Consider the following 15,678-nt stretch of genomic DNA (forward strand, 5'->3'; position numbering starts at 1 on the left):
CCGCGTGGGCGCGACCAGCCCCCACCCACCCGCAGTCGGCACACAACCGCCACCACCCCACTCAGTGGCCGTTCTGAGCCAACCGCAGCAAGTGATCGGCCAAGGCCTGCCCACCCGTAGGATTCCGGCTGATCAACAGCAACGTGTCGTCACCGGCAATCGTCCCCAGAATGTCCTGCAGCTCGGCCTGATCGATCGCCGAGGCCAAGAACTGCGCGGCCCCCGGAGGGGTCCGCAGGACCACGAGGTTCGCCGAAGCCTCCGCGGAGATGAGCAGCTCCTGCGACAACCGCCGCATCCGCTCTTCCTTCGCCGACTCCCCCAGCGGCGCCCGAGGGGTACGAAAACCCCCCTCGCTCGGCACCGCGTAGATCAGGTCACCGTCGTTGTTCCGGATCTTCACCGCGTTCAGCTCGTCCAGATCCCGGGACAGCGTCGCCTGCGTGACGCTCAGCCCGTCGTCCGCGAGCAGCTTCGCCAGCTGACTCTGCGACCGCACCGGCTGCCGGTTGAGGATGTCCACGATCCGGCGGTGACGTGCGGTGCGGGTCTGCGGCACGGCAGGCCCGGCGGCGCCGTTCGCCCCGTTGTGCTCGTGCTCCTGCGCATGACTCATCGTCGTCTCATTCTCCGGATCATTCGTCCCCGTTGGCCTCGTCCAGGATGCCGGGAAGGGCCTGAAGAAGCGCCTCCACTTCGTCGTCACCGAGATTCAGCGGCGGCATGAGCCGTACGACATCGGGGGCGGGCGCGTTCACCAGGAAACCGGCGTCCTGAGCCGCCTGCTGCACCTTCGCGGCGAGCGGTTCGGTGAGCACGATACCCAGGAGCAGGCCCGCGCCCCGGACATGACCGATCAACGGGTGGCCGAGACCCTCGATCCCGTCGCGCAACTTCTCGCTCTGCCGCTTGACGTTCTCCAGCAACCCCTCGTTCGCGATGGTGTCCAGCACGGCCAGCCCGGCGGCACACGCGACGGGGTTCCCGCCGAAGGTGGTCCCGTGGTGGCCGGGCTGGAGCAGCTCCGCGGCCCGCCCGAAGGCGACCGTCGCACCCAGCGGCAACCCGCCGCCCAGCTGCTTGGCGAGGGTGACGACGTCGGGCAGGACGCCCTCGTGGGCCTGGTACTCGAACCAGTGCCCGGTACGGCCGATGCCGGTCTGCACCTCGTCGAGGACGAGCAGCGCCCCCGTCGAGGCCGTGATCGCCCGCGCCGCCTTCAGGTAGCCGGCAGGAGGGACCACCACGCCGAGCTCGCCCTGGATCGGCTCGATGATCACCAGAGCCGTCTCCTCCGTCACCGCCGCGGCCAGCGCCTGCGCGTCGCCGAACGGCACGTGGGTGACGTCACCGGGCAGCGGCAGGAACGGCTCGCGCTTGCCGGGCTGGCCCGTCATCGCGAGGGCGCCCATGGTGCGGCCGTGGAAGCCGCCCTCGGTGGCGACGATGTGGGTCCGCCCGGTCAGCCGGCCGATCTTGAACGCGGCCTCGTTGGCCTCGGCGCCGGAGTTGCAGAAGAAGACCCTGCCGTCCCGGCCGAAGAGCTGCAGGAGCCGCTCGGCCAGCGCGAGGGTGGGCTCGGCCATGAAGAAGTTGGAGATGTGGCCGAGGGACCCGATCTGCGTGCTCACGGCCTCGACGATCGCGGGGTGGGCGTGGCCGAGCGCGTTGGTCGCGATACCGCCGACGAAGTCGAGGTACTGCCGGCCCTCGGCGTCCCAGACCTTCACGCCCTCACCGCGGACGAGAGGGAGCCGCGGGGTGCCGTAGTTGTTCATGAGCGAGCCCTGCCACCGCTGGGCGTACTCTGCGTTTGCCGCGGTCCCGGTCATTCGGCGTCCCCCTCGGGCGCGTCCGGCACGACCATCGTGCCGATTCCTTCGTCGGTGAAGATCTCCAGCAGGATCGAGTGCTGGACCCGGCCGTCGATGACCCGGGCGGTGGTGACGCCGCCTCGCACGGCGTGCAGACAGCCCTCCATCTTCGGCACCATGCCGGAGCTCAACTCGGGCAGCAGCTTCTCCAGTTGGGAAGCCGTGAGGCGGCTGATCACCTCGTCGCTGTTGGGCCAGTCCTCGTAGAGACCCTCGACGTCCGTGAGGACCATGAGGGTTTCGGCGCCCAGAGCAGCAGCGAGTGCCGCAGCCGCCGTATCAGCATTGACGTTGTAGACATGTCCGTCGTCCTGGCTACGGGCGATCGACGAGACGACCGGGATCCGGCCGTCGGCGAGCAGCGCCTCGATCGCGCCCGTGTCGATCGCGGTGATCTCGCCCACCCGCCCGATGTCGACCAACTCGCCGTCGATCTCGGGCTGGTGCTTGGTGGCGGTGATGGTGTGCGCGTCCTCGCCGGTCAGGCCGACGGCGAGCGGCCCGTGCTGGTTGAGCAGCCCGACCAGCTCGCGCTGCACCTGTCCGGCGAGCACCATGCGTACGACGTCCATGGCGTCCTCGGTGGTGACGCGCAGGCCGGCCTTGAACTCGCTGACGATGCCGTGCTGGTCGAGGGCGGCGCTGATCTGCGGGCCGCCGCCGTGCACGACGACCGGCTTGAGGCCGGCGTGGTGCAGGAACACGACGTCCTGGGCGAACGCGGCCTTCAGCTCCTCGTCGATCATGGCGTTGCCGCCGAACTTGATGACGACGGTCTTGCCGTTGTGCCGGACCAGCCAGGGCAGCGCCTCGATGAGGATCTGGGCCTTGGGGAGAGCGGTGTGCTTCCGCGCGGGTGCGTTGCTCATGAGGAGTAGGCGCTGTTCTCGTGGACGTAGTCGGCGGTCAGGTCGTTGGTCCAGATGGTGGCCGTCTCGGAGCCGGCGGCGAGGTCGGCGACGATGTGCACCTCGCGGTAGCGCATGTCGACCTTCTCGCGGTCCTCGCCCACACTGCCGTTCTTGCACACCCAGACGCCGTTGATGGCGACGTTGAGCCGGTCGGGCTCGAAGACGGCCTGGGTCGTGCCGATCGCGGAGAGCACCCGGCCCCAGTTGGGGTCCTCGCCGTGGATCGCGCACTTGAGGAGGTTGTTGCGGGCGATGGAGCGGCCCACCTCGACGGCGTCGTCCTCGGTCGCGGCGTTGATCACCTCGACCTTGATGTCCTTGCCGGCGCCCTCGGCGTCCCGGATCAGCTGCTGGCCGAGGTCGTCGCAGACGGCCCGTACGGCCTCGGCGAACTCCTCGTACTCCGGGGTGACTTCGGCCGCTCCGGAGGCGAGCAGCAGCACCGTGTCGTTGGTGGACATGCAGCCGTCGGAGTCGACGCGGTCGAAGGTGACCTTGGTCGCGGCGCGCAGGGCCTTGTCCAGTACGTCGTTGTCGAGGGCGGCGTCGGTGGTGAGGACGACCAGCATGGTGGCGAGGCCGGGGGCGAGCATGCCCGCGCCCTTCGCCATGCCGCCGACGGTCCAGCCGTCCTTGGTCACGACGGACGTCTTGTGGACGGTGTCGGTGGTCTTGATGGCGATGGCGGCCTTCTCGCCGCCGTGCTCGGAGAGCTGCGCCGCGGCGGTCTCGACGCCCGGGAGCAGCTTGTCCATGGGCAGCAGCACTCCGATGAGGCCGGTCGAGCAGACGGCGACCTCGACGGCGCCGCGGCCGAGCACCTCGGCCACCTTCTCCGCGGTGGCGTGCGTGTCCTGGAAGCCCTTCGGTCCCGTACAGGCGTTGGCGCCACCGGAGTTGAGGACGACCGCGGAGACCTCGCCGCTCTTGAGGACCTGCTCGGACCACAGGACCGGCGCGGCCTTGACGCGGTTGGAGGTGAAGACGCCCGCGGCGGAGCGGCGCGGACCGTTGTTGACCACGAGGGCCAGGTCCGGATTGCCGTTCTCCTTGATCCCGGCGGCGATGCCCGCCGCCGTGAATCCCTTGGCTGCCGTGACACTCACGGTGCGACTCCGATCGTCGAAAGCCCGGTGTTCTCGTGGAACCCGAGGGCGATGTTCATGCTCTGCACGGCGCCACCGGCCGTGCCCTTGGTCAGGTTGTCGATGGCGCTGATCGCGATGATGCGGTTCGCGGCGGCGTCGAACGCGACCTGCACCTGAACGGCGTTCGAACCGTAGACGGACGCCGTGGCGGGCCACTGCCCCTCGGGGAGGAGGTGGACGAAGGGCTCGTCGGCGAAGGCCTTCTCGTAGGCGGCGCGCACGGACTCGACGGTGACACCGTCCTTCGCCTTCGCGCTGCACGTGGCGAGGATGCCGCGGGGCATCGGCGCGAGGGTCGGTGTGAAGGAGACGGAGACCCGCTCGCCCGCCGCCGCACTGAGGTTCTGGATCATCTCGGGGGTGTGCCGGTGGCCACCGCCGACGCCGTACGGCGACATGGAGCCCATGACCTCGCTGCCCAGCAGATGCGGCTTGGGCGCCTTGCCCGCGCCGGAGGTGCCGGAGGCGGCGACGATCACGGCCTCGGACTCGGCGAGACCGGCGGCATACGCCGGGAAGAGGGCCAGCGTGGCGGCGGTCGGGTAGCAACCGGGCACCGCGATGCGCTTGGACCCCTCCAGCGCAGCGCGTGCACCCGGCAGTTCGGGAAGGCCGTACGGCCAGGTGCCGGCGTGCGGGGAGCCGTAGAACTTCTCCCAGTCGCCCGCGTCCTCCAGCCGGAAGTCGGCGCCCATGTCGACGACCAGCACGTCCGGGCCGAGCTGCTCGGCGACGGCGGCGGACTGGCCGTGCGGCAGGGCGAGGAAGACGACGTCATGCCCGCCCAGCACTTCGGTCGTGGTCTCCTGGAGCACGCGGTCGGCGAGGGGCAGCAGATGCGGCTGCAGTGATCCGAGCCTCTGTCCCGCGTTCGAGTTGCCGGTCAGGGCCCCTATCTCGACCTCGGGGTGCGCCAGGAGCAGACGCAGCAGTTCCCCGCCCGCATATCCGCTCGCTCCGGCCACTGCCGCACGTACCGCCATGGAATCCTCCTCCTAGACGGCATGACTATACGTTTCGATGCACGTTTATGCAATCTCTGATCACCAGATCCGCTGCCACGGCAGGAGGCAGGGACGGATTGGCCGCTGCCGCCTCCCCCACCCGCGGGTCCGCGTCGGCGAGCAGCTCCACGATGACCGGTGGGGGGAGCGCCGGGTGGCCCGCCGCTATGGGTCTCGCCTGCCGGTCCGCCAGGCAGGCGAGCAGCGCCGAGGCCGTCGCCCCTCGATGCCGGGCGACCTCACGGAACACCTTCTGCACCGCCGGTTCGTGCCGGACCAGGTCCTCCAGCAGCGCCGGGGGCGCGTCCGGGTTGGTCGCCACCTTGGCCAGGACACGGACGCCGTGCCGGTCGACCATGGCACGCAGCTGCGCTTCGGTGAGGCCGGGGTGCGGCGCGAGGGCCTTGACCACCTTCGCGTCGGGGTCGTCGGCCAACCGGTCGCGGATCCCGGACGGCAGGTCGCGCCTTTGGGCCACGAGCATCCGGGCAGCCGGATCCGGCGACTTGGCCAGCTCGTCGACCTCGGCGGGAGAGGCGGCGGCGATACGGGGCAGCAGGGTGGCACCGATCTTGGCGGCTCGCGCCAGGTGGGTGAGCACGTCGAGCGGCACGCGGGGATGGTGCGCGAGGCTCCGGCGCACGTCGGGGTCACGGTCGTCGGCCAGCTCACGGATCAGGGCGTCGTCGATCGCGGGATTCTCGGCGAGGTCGGCTCGGATGCCGGGCGTGGGGTCCAGGGCGAGCCGCGCGCACGCCTGCTGAGGCAGGTCCTGGCGGGCGGCGAGCGCCCAGCGCAACAGCATCGACGGATGGTCGACGAAGCCGACGACGGCTTCGACGGGGGTGGCGGGGTTACGGAGTGCCGCCTGCCACATGTCATGGACGGTGGACTCGTGGGAGCCGTCGCAAGAGGCGCGCGGCGGCAGATCGCAGTCGGGCCGTGGGCACTGCGGAGCGTGAACGAAAGGGGTCTCCTCGCGGTCACAGACCAGGCAGCGTCGTGCCACGGGCAGCCCCTCCCCGGTCACCAGCGCCGCCAGCAGGGCCGGAGGCGTCGCCTCGTTGACCGCCACCGCGCGGCGGACCTCGGCGTGCGGATGCGCCGCGAGCCGCGCGGCCACCTCCGAGGTGGTCCACAACGCGAGCTCGGCGACGACGCGCACATCGGGGTCCGCCGCGAGCATGTCCACCACGTCGGACGGGAGGCCGGGGCAGGCCGCCAGCTTCTCCCGCCGCTCACGGACCGGGTCCGCCGCGAGGAGACGCGCCCACTCCGGGCGGCCGAGACCTTGGTCGAGCAGGGCGAGGGCGGCGTCCGGCCGGCCGGAGGGATCGATGTCGGCGGCGGTCAGCCGGCCTTCGTACGCGAGCAGCACAGCGCCGCTCTCGTCGACGCGCTCGGCCAGCGCGACCGCCTGAGCACGGCTGAGGTCCGGACGATAGGCGAGGTTTATGGCGATGTCGTCGTCCGCGACGGCTGTCAGCCGGTCGACCAGCTCGGACGGCAGGGCCGGATTGGCGGCGAGCCCGCACAGGATGTGATGCACGCAGGCATCGTGCCCTGAGCGTGCGGAGTGAGGCGGGGATTTTTTGCGTGCGTGAGGTTCTCGTCCCCGGGTGCGCGCCGGGTGCAGGTGCGCGTCGGGTTCAAAGGCGTCTCGTCGTCAGGCCGCCGGCCGCACGAGGCCCGACTCGTAGGCGAAGGTCACCGCCTGCACCCGGGCGCGGGCTCCGATCTTGGTGAGGAGGTTGCTGACGTGGGTCTTGACGGTGGTCGGGGCGATGGACAGCCGCTCGGCGATCTCGGCGTTGGACCAGCCCGAGGCGACGGCGACGAGGACGTCGCGCTCGCGGCCGGTGAGGGTGTCGAGGCCGGTGGCCCCGTGGAGGGGGCGGGGGGTGCGCTGTCGGCGTACGGCGTCGATGAGCGCGCGGGTGAGCGCCGGGGTGATGGCGGCGTCCCCGGCGGCGACGATGCGGACGGCCGCGGTCAGTTCGTCCGGGGCGGCGTCGTTGAGGAGGAACCCGCCGGCTCCGGCGCGCAGGGCGGCGTAGGCGTATCCCTCCTGGCCGGACGGGGTCAGCACCAGGACGCGGGGCGGGCGGGCCAGGGCGTGGGCGGGTTCGGGGGTGCCCGGGAGGCGTGGGGGCTGGGCGATGCGCCGGATCGTGTCGATGCTGTCGGGCCTGGACAGGTGGGCGTCCAACAGGACGATGTCGGGGCGGAGCTCGGCGGCCCTGCGCACCGCCGCCTCGCCGTCGACCGCCTCGCCGACGACGGTCAGGTCGGGCTCGGCGGCCAGGAGCATGCGCAGGGCGAGGCGTTGGAGGGATTGGTCGTTGACGACGAGTACGGAGACCATGCCTGTCTTCTCCCTGCTGGAGCCGGGGCCACCCGTGCTGAACGAAACGGTTTCGTACATCAGATTAGCGCCGCTTCTGTAAAGCCGACGTACATGAACGGCTACGACTTCGCCCGCACCAGCCCGGCGTCGTACGCCAGGATCACGGCCTGGATGCGGTCGCGGGCCCCGATCTTGGCGAGGACCCGTCCGACGTGCTTCTTCACCGTGGACTCGGTCAGGACGAACCGTTCGGCGATCTCCGAGTTCGTCCAGCCCTGTCCGATGGCGACCAGGACCTCGCGTTCGCGCTCGCTGAGGGTCCCCAGCCTGGGGTCCTGCGGGGCGGGGGCGTCGGCCGGTGCGAGGACCTGGTGGGCGTAGGCGTCCAACAGACGCCTGGTCAGGCTGGGCGCGACGACGGCGTCGCCGCTGGCGACCGCGTTGATGCCCGCGACGAGTTCCTCGGGGCGGGCGTCCTTGAGCAGGAAGCCGCTGGCTCCGGCCCGCAGTCCGTCGTACGCGTACTCGTCGAGGTCGAAGGTGGTGACGATGAGGACGCGGGTGCGGCCGCCGGTCGAGACGATGCGGCGGGTGGCCTCGATGCCGTCCATGCCGGGCATGCGGATGTCCATGAGGACGACGTCGGGGCGGAGTTCGGCGGCCATGCGGACGGCCTCGGCGCCGTGCTCGGCCTCGCCGACCGGTTCCAGGCCGGGCGTGCCTTCGAGGAGCATGCGGACGCCCATGCGCTGGAGGGGCTGGTCGTCGGCGATCAGCACGGTGGTCATGGCTGTTGTTCTCCTCGCGGTACGTCGAGCACGACGTCCACGAGCCAGCCGTGGCCGGTGTCGCGCGGTCCGATGACGACGGTGCCGCCGTACATGGCGGCCCGCTGCCGGATGCCGACGAGGCCGTGGCCCGCGTCGTCCTTCCGGGCCGCCGGCTGCGGGCGCGGAAGTGCCTCCGGCGGTGCGCCGGTGTCGGCGACCCTGATGCGCACCTCCCCCGCCTCGACGGCGACGGTGACCTCGGCGGTCGCGCCGGGCCCCGCGTGCTTGAGCGTGTTGGTCAGGGATTCCTGGACGATGCGGTACACGGTGAGCTGCACGCCGTCGCCCAGGGCGTCGAGCCCGCCCACGGTCCGGTACGTCACCGGCAGTCCGGCCGCGCGTACCCGCGTCAGCAGGGCGTCCAGGTCCCGGATGCCGGGCTGCGGGCTGAGCATCCGCCGCTCACCGTCCTGGTCCTCGCGCAGGACACCCAGGACGCGGCGCAGTTCGCTCATGGCCTGCCTGCCGGTGTCACCGAGGATGCGCAGGGCCTCGGCGGACTGCTCGCCCCGGCCCGTGGCGAGGGTCGCGGCGCCGTCGGCGACGGTGACCATGACCGAGAGGTTGTGGCCGACGATGTCGTGCATCTCGCGGGCGACGCGGGAGCGTTCGGCGGCGGCGGTGAGCCGGACGCGTTGATCGCGCTCGACCTCCAGGCGCCGGGCACGGTCCTCCAGCGCCGCCAGATACATCCGGCGGATACGCAGCGTCAGGCCGATGGCCATCGCCGCCGTCGCCGTCCCCAGGAGGAAGAAGAGGCCGCGCAGCGGATTGCCGACGTCCACCAGGACGGAGACCGCCACGCTCATTTGGACGACGGTCACCGCGGCGGCCCAGCCCAGCACCCGCAGCGAACCGTGCAGGGCCAGGGAGTACAGCGCGACGAGCGTGCTGATGCCGGCCTGCTGCCACACGCCGAACGACCACTGGACGAGGGACACCAGCGCGATCACGAAGAACGTGACGGCCGGGGCCCTGCGACGCCACCACAGCGGCACGATGAGTGCCGCGGCGAAGAGGAACAGCACCGCGGTGGGCACCTGCCCGCGGTGGACCGCCTCCCCGAACGGGCCGTGGCTGGTGCCGGCGAGCAGGTCGGGCAGGCTGATGAGGGCGACGACCAGCACCACCGCGGTGTCGAGCACCCACGGATGCCGGCGGTCCAGCCGCTGCCGGTCCTGCTGACCGCGCCACATCCGGCCCAGCACGGGGTGCGCCCACTCGGCGTCGAACCCGGGGGGCAGCTCCAGCGCCGACCCCCGGGAGGTCTGCGCGGCGGCTGCCGGGCGCTCCGGGTTCATGGCCACCATTGTCCTCGTGCCCAGGTCAGGCGTCGGTCCGGACCAGCCGGACGGCCGCCCCTGCGAGGGTCAGCGCCACCCAGCCGGCGAAGACCGCGAGTCCCGCGCCGGGCGAGAGGGATCCCGAGGTCTCGTGCAGGGCGTACACGGCCGACCCCGCGTTGCTCGGGAAGTAGGGGCTGAGCGTGTCGTACCAGGAGTCGGGCAGCAGCGAGGCCAGGCCGGGCAGGATCAGCAGCACGCCGACCAGCGCCGCGATGGCCCCGGCGGAGGAGCGGATCAGCACACCCAGGGCGACGCCGAACACGGCCACCAGGGCGAGGTAGACACCGGCGCCGGCCAGGCTGCGCAGGACGCCGTCGTCGCCCAGGGAGAGCGCGATCCGCTCGCCGTCCAGACCGGGGGTGCCCAGCTGGAACGCGGCCAGCGCGCCGACGGTGGCCAGGACCAGGGCGATGGGCCCGATCACGAGGGCCTTGGACCACAGGACCGGCAAGCGGCGCGGTACGGCGGCGAGGGTGGAGCGGATCATGCCGGTGCTGTACTCGCCCGCGGACAGCAGCACCCCGAGCACTCCGATGGCCAGTGACGCGAAGGTCACGCCGGTCAGGGCCAGGCTGACGGCGGTGCTGTCGCCGTCGCCGCTGCCCGGTCCGGGCGGCCCGCCGGTTGCGACGGCATCGGGGCTGTAGGTGTAGCTGGCGACCGCCCCGAAGAGGACCAGCAGGAACACGGCGACGCCCAGGGTGATCCAACTGGAGCGCAGCGACCAGAACTTGGCCCACTCCGAGCGAAGGACCCGCAGGGCGGTCACCTTGTAGGTCGTACGAGCGGGGACGGGAGCAAGGCTGGTGACGGTCATCAGGCGGCCTTTCGCTCGGTGCCGGCCGGAGCACTCTGGTACTCGACGACATCGCGGGTGAGTTCCATGAACGCCGCCTCCAGGGAGACGGCCTGCGGGGTGAGTTCGTACAGCGGCACCCCGTGCTGAGCGGCGATCGACCCGATCTCTCGGGAGTCGCGGCCGGTGACCAGCAGTTCCTCGGCGGAGGACGAACTGATCGTGACGTCCGGTCCGGCCAGCAGCGAACGCAACCGCATGGCCTCGGTGGTGGCGACCTTCACGCCACCGCCGCCGGCCTCGTGGGTGAAGTCCTCGACCGTGGCGTCGGCGAGCAGCCGGCCGCGCCCGATGATCACCAGGTGGTCGGCGATCAGCGCGGTCTCGCTCATCAGGTGCGAGGAGAGCATCACGGCCCGCCCCTCGTCGGCCAGGGAGCGCAGCAGGTTGCGCACCCACAACACGCCCTCGGGGTCGAGGCCGTTGACCGGTTCGTCGAGCATGACGATCGCCGGGTCGCCGAGCAGGGCCGAGGCGATGCCGAGCCGCTGGCCCATGCCGAGCGAGAAGGCGCCGACCCGCTTGCCGGCCACGCTGGTCAGCCCGGCCAGCTCGATGACCTCGTCGACCCGGCGCCGCGGAATGCCGTGGGTGTACGCAAGCGCCATCAGGTGGTTGAACGCGCTGCGCCCCGGGTGGACCGACTTGGCCTCCAGCAGGGTGCCGATCTCCTGCAACGGCGCGGCGTGCCGGGCGTAGGACTTGCCGCCCACGGTGACCGAGCCGTTGGTGGGAGCGTCCAGGCCGACGATCATGCGCATGGTCGTGGACTTGCCCGCGCCGTTGGGCCCGAGGAAGCCGGTGACCTCACCGGGCCTGACGGTGAAGCTCAGGTGGTCGACGACCGTCTTGTCGCCGTACCGCTTCGTCAGCTCACGCGCTTCGATCATGGGAATGGCCTTTCCTGCCTGGGGCTGGACTTCGAATCTATGAGCGCGGCAGGTCGACGCTGTGGGACCGGAGGGGAATCTTCGGCGCCCCGGTGGTACCGCGGTACCACCGCGATCGCCCGGGCCTGAAGACGTGAGAGACGGCTCCGGTACGTCGGCACCGGAGCCGTCTCTCAGCGGAACCCCGCGCGAACTACCTCTGCTTGATCCGCAGGAAGGTGACCGAGTTCGCCGGGAAGGTGTACGTGAACTTGTCGGCGACCCCCGAGAAGGTGGACGTCACCGGTGCGACCGGCGTCTGCGTCTCGCTGTTCACCGCGTTCGGGTCGGCCGCCAGGCTGATCACCCGGGCCTTGGACGCGACCTTCGCGCCGCCCAGGTCGATCGCCGTACGGGCCGCCGTCGACTGGGCGTTGACGACCTTGACGATCAGGTCACCGGTCTTCTTGTCCTTGGTGACGACCTGGCGGAACGGCTCGGCCGGCTTGTCGTCCTTGAAGCTGCCCCACTCCTGGCCGTCGAGGTAGAGGGTGACCTGGCGGCCCCGCACCTTGACCTGGATGTCGTAGGTACGGCCCGTTTCGATCGACCCGGCCTTGGAGATCAGCGTCCCCTTGCCGCCGTCGACGGCCTGCTCCACGGCGGACTGGGTGTTGTTCCAGCCGCCCAGGTTCCACCAGTAGTAGTTGCCGGTGTCCTTGACGCCGAAGGCGACGAGGAAGCCCTCCTTGCCGGACTTCTTGGTGGCCTTCACCTTCAGGTCGTAGTCGTGCCAGGTCGGGTCACCGGCCGAGACCATGGTGTTCTCGGCGGCCACGTCGCTCTGCACGTACTGGCCGTCCTGGATGCTCCAGCTGCCGCCGCCCGTGTGCTTCCACTGCGCGGCGTCACCGCTGAAGTCGTCGGTGAGCAGCGTCCTGCCGTCCGCGTCGGTGACCTGCACATCGTCGTACGCCGCCGTGGTCGCCCAGGTCGACAGGCCGACCGCGCCGGTGATGGGGCCCTGCAGCGACGGTGTTCCGGTGGCCGTCGAGGGCACGACGCGGTCGCCGACGTTGGTCATGAACAGCTTCTGGACCTCGTAGTTGGCGGAGTTCCAGGAGGCGTGGTTGTTGAACCACACCAGGTCCGGGCGCCACTGCACATAGTCCTCGTTGGCGAACAGCGGCGCGTACGAGGCCAGCTTGACGACGTCCGCGTTGCGCTCCAGGCCGGTCATGAACGCGGCTTCGGCCAGGCCGTTCTTGAAGGCGTTGCCCTGGGAGGCGTACTCACCGAGGAAGACCTTCGGGCCGCTGCGGTCGTAGGAGTCGTAGCGGTCGTTGTTCTGCAGGAACCACTGCGGGCTGTTGTAGTAGTGCTCGTCGACCATGTCGACCTTCTCCTGGCGGTTGAGCTGCCAGGCGGTGTCGAAGGTCTGACCGGCGTCGTCCGGGCCGGAGTTGGAGACGACGGTGATGTCGGGGTACTCGGCCTCGATGGCGGCGCGGAACTGCTTGAACCGGGCCATGAACTCGACCGGCAGGTTTTCCTCGTTGCCGACCCCGAGGTGCGTGAGGTGGAAGGGCTTGGGGTGGCCCATCTGCGCGCGCTTCTTGCCCCAGGTCGAGGTCACCGGACCGTTGGCGAACTCGATGAGGTCGAGGGTGTCCTGGATGTGCCGCTTGAGCAGCGCCTCGTCGTCGACGGCCTTGTTCTGGCCGCAGCCGGTCACCAGGGCCGGGACGACGGGCAGCGGCATGGCGCCGATGTCCTCGGCGAAGCGGAAGTACTCGTAGTAGCCGAGGCCATAGGACTGGTTGTAGCCCCAGAAGTTGGAGTTGGTCGCGCGCTCCTCGACCGGGCCGATGGTGTCCTTCCACTGGTAGGACCGCTTGCGCTGCCAGTTCGAGGCTTCGCTGTAGTCCTCCATCGAACCGGTGTTGACCAGGCAGCCGCCGGGGAAGCGCAGGAAGCCGGGGTGCAGGGCCGCGACCTTCTCGGCGAGGTCCTTGCGCAGGCCGTTGGCCTGGTGTTTGTAGGTGTCGCGCGGGAAGAGGGACACCATGTCCAGCGCCGCCGCGGCGGACGAGGCGACGGTGAGGCGGCCGTCGCTGCTGGTGCGGGTCGCGGTGAAGGCGACGCGGTACTTGGCCCAGCCGCCCTTGCGTACGGCCACCTGCCGGGCGGTGGCGAGCGTACCGTCGGCGTCCTGGAGGGTGACGGTGAGGGCGGTGCCGTCCTCGGCGCGCGCCCACACCGAGAAGGCGTACTTCTTGCCCGCCTCGACGTGGATGCCGGTGTTGTAGCCGGCGTTCGTGACGGCCGAACCGGCAGCAAGGGACAGGTAGTTGCGGTTGCGCTCGTTGAGCCGGCCGGCGTCGTTCACGACCTGACCGGTGCCCTCGACCGTCCAGGAGGTGAGGGGCGTGTACGACCGGTTGTCGTCGTTCGAGTACTCGAAGGACCGGTTCTGCACGAGCTCGGCGTACAGACCTCCGTCCGCGGCCCGGTTGATGTCCTCGAAGAAGACGCCGTACATCGTGTCGTCGATCTTCGCGCCCTTGGCGGCGGGGTCGACGGTGATCGCGTAGTCGGTGACGTCCTCGGCGTGGGCGGGGGCGGGGATCAGGCCGGCCGCCACCAGGAAGGCAGTGGCGGCGATGCCGTATCTCCAGCGCGTGCGTGACATGAACACTCCGCGGCTCGATGTTCGAAATATCAGACAATGATCAGCACTTCGAACGGCAAGATAGGTAGGGGGATGGAGAGCGTCAACAGGTCGCGCGGTATCGAAAGTGTCGGAAGTGGTCGGAGATGAGAGACGGATGGACGGGTTCTGGCCGGTTCCGGATGCACTGACGTATCTCGCCGGGAGCTGGCGGGTCGAGCGGTCGGTGCGGGATCTCGCGAGCGGGGACGAAGGGGCGTTCTCCGGTACGACGGTTTTCAGCCGCCTGAAGGATGACGGGCTGCCGGACACCGGACTACTACACGAGGAGTCCGGCACTTTCGTCTGGCAGGGCGTCGGGCGACCCGCCGAGCGGACGCTGCGCTTCCTGCCGGGTGCGACGCCGGGCACCGTGGACGTGCGCTTCGCCGACGGACGACCCTTCCACGACCTGGACCTGACCTCCGGGCGGCACATCGCCGACCATCCCTGCTCGGCCGACCTCTACCGGGGTGAGTTCACCGTCCGGGACGAGGACCACTGGCGGACGGTGTGGCGGGTACGCGGCCCGGCCAAGGACCTCGTCCTCACCACCGACTACGCGCGCGTGGACCCCGGCTACGCCCGCGAGGGCTGAGCCGGCGCCCCGTCGAAGCGGAGGTTCCAGCGGCCCGCCCGGCCGGTCACGGTGGTCGTCGACAGGGGGCGCACGTCCAGGTTCCAGTACGTGGCGGGCGGCGCCTTCAGCGCGTACACCAGGGCGGCGCGGATCACGGACGGTTCGGCCACGGCGACGATACGGCCGCCGTCCTCCACGGGCCGGGTGTCGAGCCAGCTGCCGACCCGGCCGATGAACGCCAGCAGCGACTCACCGCCGTGCGGCGTGCCGCGCGGGTCGGCCAGCCAGGCGTCCACCGCCTCCGGCTCCCGGGCCATCGCCTCGCCGAGGGTCAGCCCGCGCCAGCGCCCCATGTCACAGTCACGCAGGGCGAGTTGCACCAGCGGGGCGTAGCCGAGGGCGTCGCCGGTGGCGCGGCTGCGCGGGGTCGGCGAGCAGTAACGCAGCTCGGCGGCCGCCAGCGGCAGCAGGTCGCGCGCGACGCGCTGCACCTCGTCCCAGCCGGCCTGGTCCAAGGGCCGGTCGTCCTCGAAGCGCTCGGCGAGCAGCGGTGAGCTGCGCGCGGCGGCGACGAATGTGACCCGAAGTGGCATGCGGCGATGGTGTGTCGCGAAAGTGCGCAGGTCAAGAGGTGTTGTGGAGGAGTCACCGAGGGTGGATGACACCTTACTGCGGGGTCAGGATCAGGCGGACAAGTCGCCAGAAAACAGAGCTGTTGGAAGTTCAAGCAGTGCCGCCGGAAGGACAGTTCCGCCGGCGGCTCCGCTAGAAGTACAGCGCCATCCATTGGTCCGGCCGCTCCAGCGGCGCGAACCCGAGCTTCGCGTAGACCCCGTGCGCGTCGTGCGTGGCGAGCAGCATGCGCTTGATGCCGTACGGCCGCAGGTGCTCGCGTACGCCCCCGACGAGCGCCGTCCCGATCCCCTTGCCGCGCACCGACGGGTCGACGTACACGTCGCACAGCCACGCGAAGGTCGCCCGGTCGGTGACGACCCGGGCATACGCCACCTGCTCCCCCGAAACCGTCTCGTACACCCCGAAGTTCAGCGACCCCTCGATCGCCCCGTCCTGCTTCTCCCGCGCCCGCCCGATCGCCCAGTACGCGTCGGTGGACAGCCACCGGTGCACGCGCTCGGCGTCGATGCGGTCGGGATCGGTCGAGATCTCGTAGCCCTCGGCGAGGGGCGGGGTGTCGGTCATGCG

General features: G+C 70.7%; 15 protein-coding genes. 1 reads left to right on the forward strand and 14 read right to left on the reverse strand.

Going from position 1 to position 15,678, the window contains the following annotated elements:
- Window positions 1–61: 61 nt before the first annotated feature.
- From ABD932_RS01050 to ABD932_RS01105, 12 genes are all read right to left on the reverse strand, one after another.
- On the reverse strand, window positions 62–616 hold the full coding sequence (locus tag ABD932_RS01050; RefSeq protein WP_126390278.1) for an arginine repressor: 555 nt from the start codon (window positions 614–616) through the stop codon (window positions 62–64).
- 19 nt (window positions 617–635) lie between these two features.
- On the reverse strand, window positions 636–1,832 hold the full coding sequence (locus ABD932_RS01055; RefSeq protein WP_345008095.1) for an acetylornithine transaminase: 1,197 nt from the start codon (window positions 1,830–1,832) through the stop codon (window positions 636–638).
- Entirely contained in the window at window positions 1,829–2,743 is a 915-nt protein-coding gene (argB, locus tag ABD932_RS01060) for an acetylglutamate kinase (protein WP_345008097.1), read from the reverse strand. The genes ABD932_RS01055 and argB overlap by 4 nt, the downstream gene beginning before the upstream one ends.
- Window positions 2,740–3,891, reverse strand: coding sequence for a bifunctional glutamate N-acetyltransferase/amino-acid acetyltransferase ArgJ (gene argJ, locus ABD932_RS01065; protein ID WP_345008099.1), 1,152 nt, complete (start codon window positions 3,889–3,891; stop codon window positions 2,740–2,742). The genes argB and argJ overlap by 4 nt, the downstream gene beginning before the upstream one ends.
- Window positions 3,888–4,916, reverse strand: a complete 1,029-nt coding sequence (gene argC / locus ABD932_RS01070; RefSeq protein ID WP_345008101.1) for an N-acetyl-gamma-glutamyl-phosphate reductase — start codon at window positions 4,914–4,916, stop codon at window positions 3,888–3,890. Before argC ends, argJ begins: the two co-directional genes overlap by 4 nt.
- Before the next feature lie 25 nt (window positions 4,917–4,941).
- Window positions 4,942–6,486, reverse strand: coding sequence for a hypothetical protein (locus ABD932_RS01075; RefSeq protein ID WP_345008103.1), 1,545 nt, complete (start codon window positions 6,484–6,486; stop codon window positions 4,942–4,944).
- Between the two features lie 117 nt (window positions 6,487–6,603).
- Window positions 6,604–7,302, reverse strand: coding sequence for a LuxR C-terminal-related transcriptional regulator (locus ABD932_RS01080; RefSeq protein ID WP_345008105.1), 699 nt, complete (start codon window positions 7,300–7,302; stop codon window positions 6,604–6,606).
- A gap of 101 nt (window positions 7,303–7,403) precedes the next feature.
- The gene (locus ABD932_RS01085) at window positions 7,404–8,072 is read right to left on the reverse strand and encodes a response regulator (RefSeq protein WP_345008107.1); all 669 of its coding nucleotides are present in this window, start codon (window positions 8,070–8,072) and stop codon (window positions 7,404–7,406) included.
- The gene (locus ABD932_RS01090) at window positions 8,069–9,415 is read right to left on the reverse strand and encodes a sensor histidine kinase (RefSeq protein ID WP_345008109.1); all 1,347 of its coding nucleotides are present in this window, start codon (window positions 9,413–9,415) and stop codon (window positions 8,069–8,071) included. Before ABD932_RS01090 ends, ABD932_RS01085 begins: the two co-directional genes overlap by 4 nt.
- Window positions 9,416–9,440: 25 nt before the next feature.
- Complete coding sequence (locus tag ABD932_RS01095; protein ID WP_345008111.1) at window positions 9,441–10,277, reverse strand: ABC transporter permease; 837 nt, start codon at window positions 10,275–10,277, stop codon at window positions 9,441–9,443.
- A complete protein-coding gene (locus tag ABD932_RS01100; protein WP_345008113.1) occupies window positions 10,277–11,206 on the reverse strand; it encodes an ABC transporter ATP-binding protein in 930 nt (309 codons plus the stop codon). Before ABD932_RS01100 ends, ABD932_RS01095 begins: the two co-directional genes overlap by 1 nt.
- Window positions 11,207–11,399: 193 nt before the next feature.
- Complete coding sequence (locus tag ABD932_RS01105) at window positions 11,400–13,877, reverse strand: alpha-L-arabinofuranosidase C-terminal domain-containing protein (protein WP_345008115.1); 2,478 nt, start codon at window positions 13,875–13,877, stop codon at window positions 11,400–11,402.
- 136 nt (window positions 13,878–14,013) lie between these two features.
- On the opposite strand from ABD932_RS01105, the gene ABD932_RS01110 reads away from it, so the two are divergent.
- On the forward strand, window positions 14,014–14,493 hold the full coding sequence (locus tag ABD932_RS01110) for a DUF6314 family protein (RefSeq protein ID WP_345008117.1): 480 nt from the start codon (window positions 14,014–14,016) through the stop codon (window positions 14,491–14,493).
- Here the strand turns inward: ABD932_RS01110 and ABD932_RS01115 are convergent.
- Both ABD932_RS01115 and ABD932_RS01120 read right to left on the reverse strand, forming a co-directional pair.
- On the reverse strand, window positions 14,475–15,068 hold the full coding sequence (locus tag ABD932_RS01115) for a histidine phosphatase family protein (protein WP_345008118.1): 594 nt from the start codon (window positions 15,066–15,068) through the stop codon (window positions 14,475–14,477). The two genes, ABD932_RS01110 and ABD932_RS01115, sit on opposite strands and share 19 nt — an antisense overlap.
- Window positions 15,069–15,240: 172 nt before the next feature.
- Complete coding sequence (locus ABD932_RS01120; protein WP_345008120.1) at window positions 15,241–15,675, reverse strand: GNAT family N-acetyltransferase; 435 nt, start codon at window positions 15,673–15,675, stop codon at window positions 15,241–15,243.
- Window positions 15,676–15,678: the final 3 nt, after the last annotated feature.

Source organism: Streptomyces shaanxiensis (genome assembly GCF_039537145.1).
GTDB lineage: Bacteria > Actinomycetota > Actinomycetes > Streptomycetales > Streptomycetaceae > Streptomyces > Streptomyces shaanxiensis.

Excerpts from the sequence above, each read along its gene's own strand:
- ABD932_RS01120 (WP_345008120.1), bottom strand. The coding sequence starts at position 15,675 with ATGACCGACACCCCGCCCCTCGCCGAGGGCTACGAGATCTCGACCGAT.
- ABD932_RS01055 (WP_345008095.1), bottom strand. The coding sequence starts at position 1,832 with ATGACCGGGACCGCGGCAAACGCAGAGTACGCCCAGCGGTGGCAGGGC.
- ABD932_RS01110 (WP_345008117.1), top strand. The coding sequence starts at position 14,014 with ATGGACGGGTTCTGGCCGGTTCCGGATGCACTGACGTATCTCGCCGGG.
- ABD932_RS01095 (WP_345008111.1), bottom strand. The coding sequence starts at position 10,277 with ATGACCGTCACCAGCCTTGCTCCCGTCCCCGCTCGTACGACCTACAAG.
- argB (WP_345008097.1), bottom strand. The coding sequence starts at position 2,743 with ATGAGCAACGCACCCGCGCGGAAGCACACCGCTCTCCCCAAGGCCCAG.
- ABD932_RS01090 (WP_345008109.1), bottom strand. The coding sequence starts at position 9,415 with ATGAACCCGGAGCGCCCGGCAGCCGCCGCGCAGACCTCCCGGGGGTCG.
- ABD932_RS01105 (WP_345008115.1), bottom strand. The coding sequence starts at position 13,877 with ATGTCACGCACGCGCTGGAGATACGGCATCGCCGCCACTGCCTTCCTG.
- ABD932_RS01085 (WP_345008107.1), bottom strand. The coding sequence starts at position 8,072 with ATGACCACCGTGCTGATCGCCGACGACCAGCCCCTCCAGCGCATGGGC.
- ABD932_RS01080 (WP_345008105.1), bottom strand. The coding sequence starts at position 7,302 with ATGGTCTCCGTACTCGTCGTCAACGACCAATCCCTCCAACGCCTCGCC.
- ABD932_RS01050 (WP_126390278.1), bottom strand. The coding sequence starts at position 616 with ATGAGTCATGCGCAGGAGCACGAGCACAACGGGGCGAACGGCGCCGCC.
- argC (WP_345008101.1), bottom strand. The coding sequence starts at position 4,916 with ATGGCGGTACGTGCGGCAGTGGCCGGAGCGAGCGGATATGCGGGCGGG.
- ABD932_RS01100 (WP_345008113.1), bottom strand. The coding sequence starts at position 11,206 with ATGATCGAAGCGCGTGAGCTGACGAAGCGGTACGGCGACAAGACGGTC.
- ABD932_RS01115 (WP_345008118.1), bottom strand. The coding sequence starts at position 15,068 with ATGCCACTTCGGGTCACATTCGTCGCCGCCGCGCGCAGCTCACCGCTG.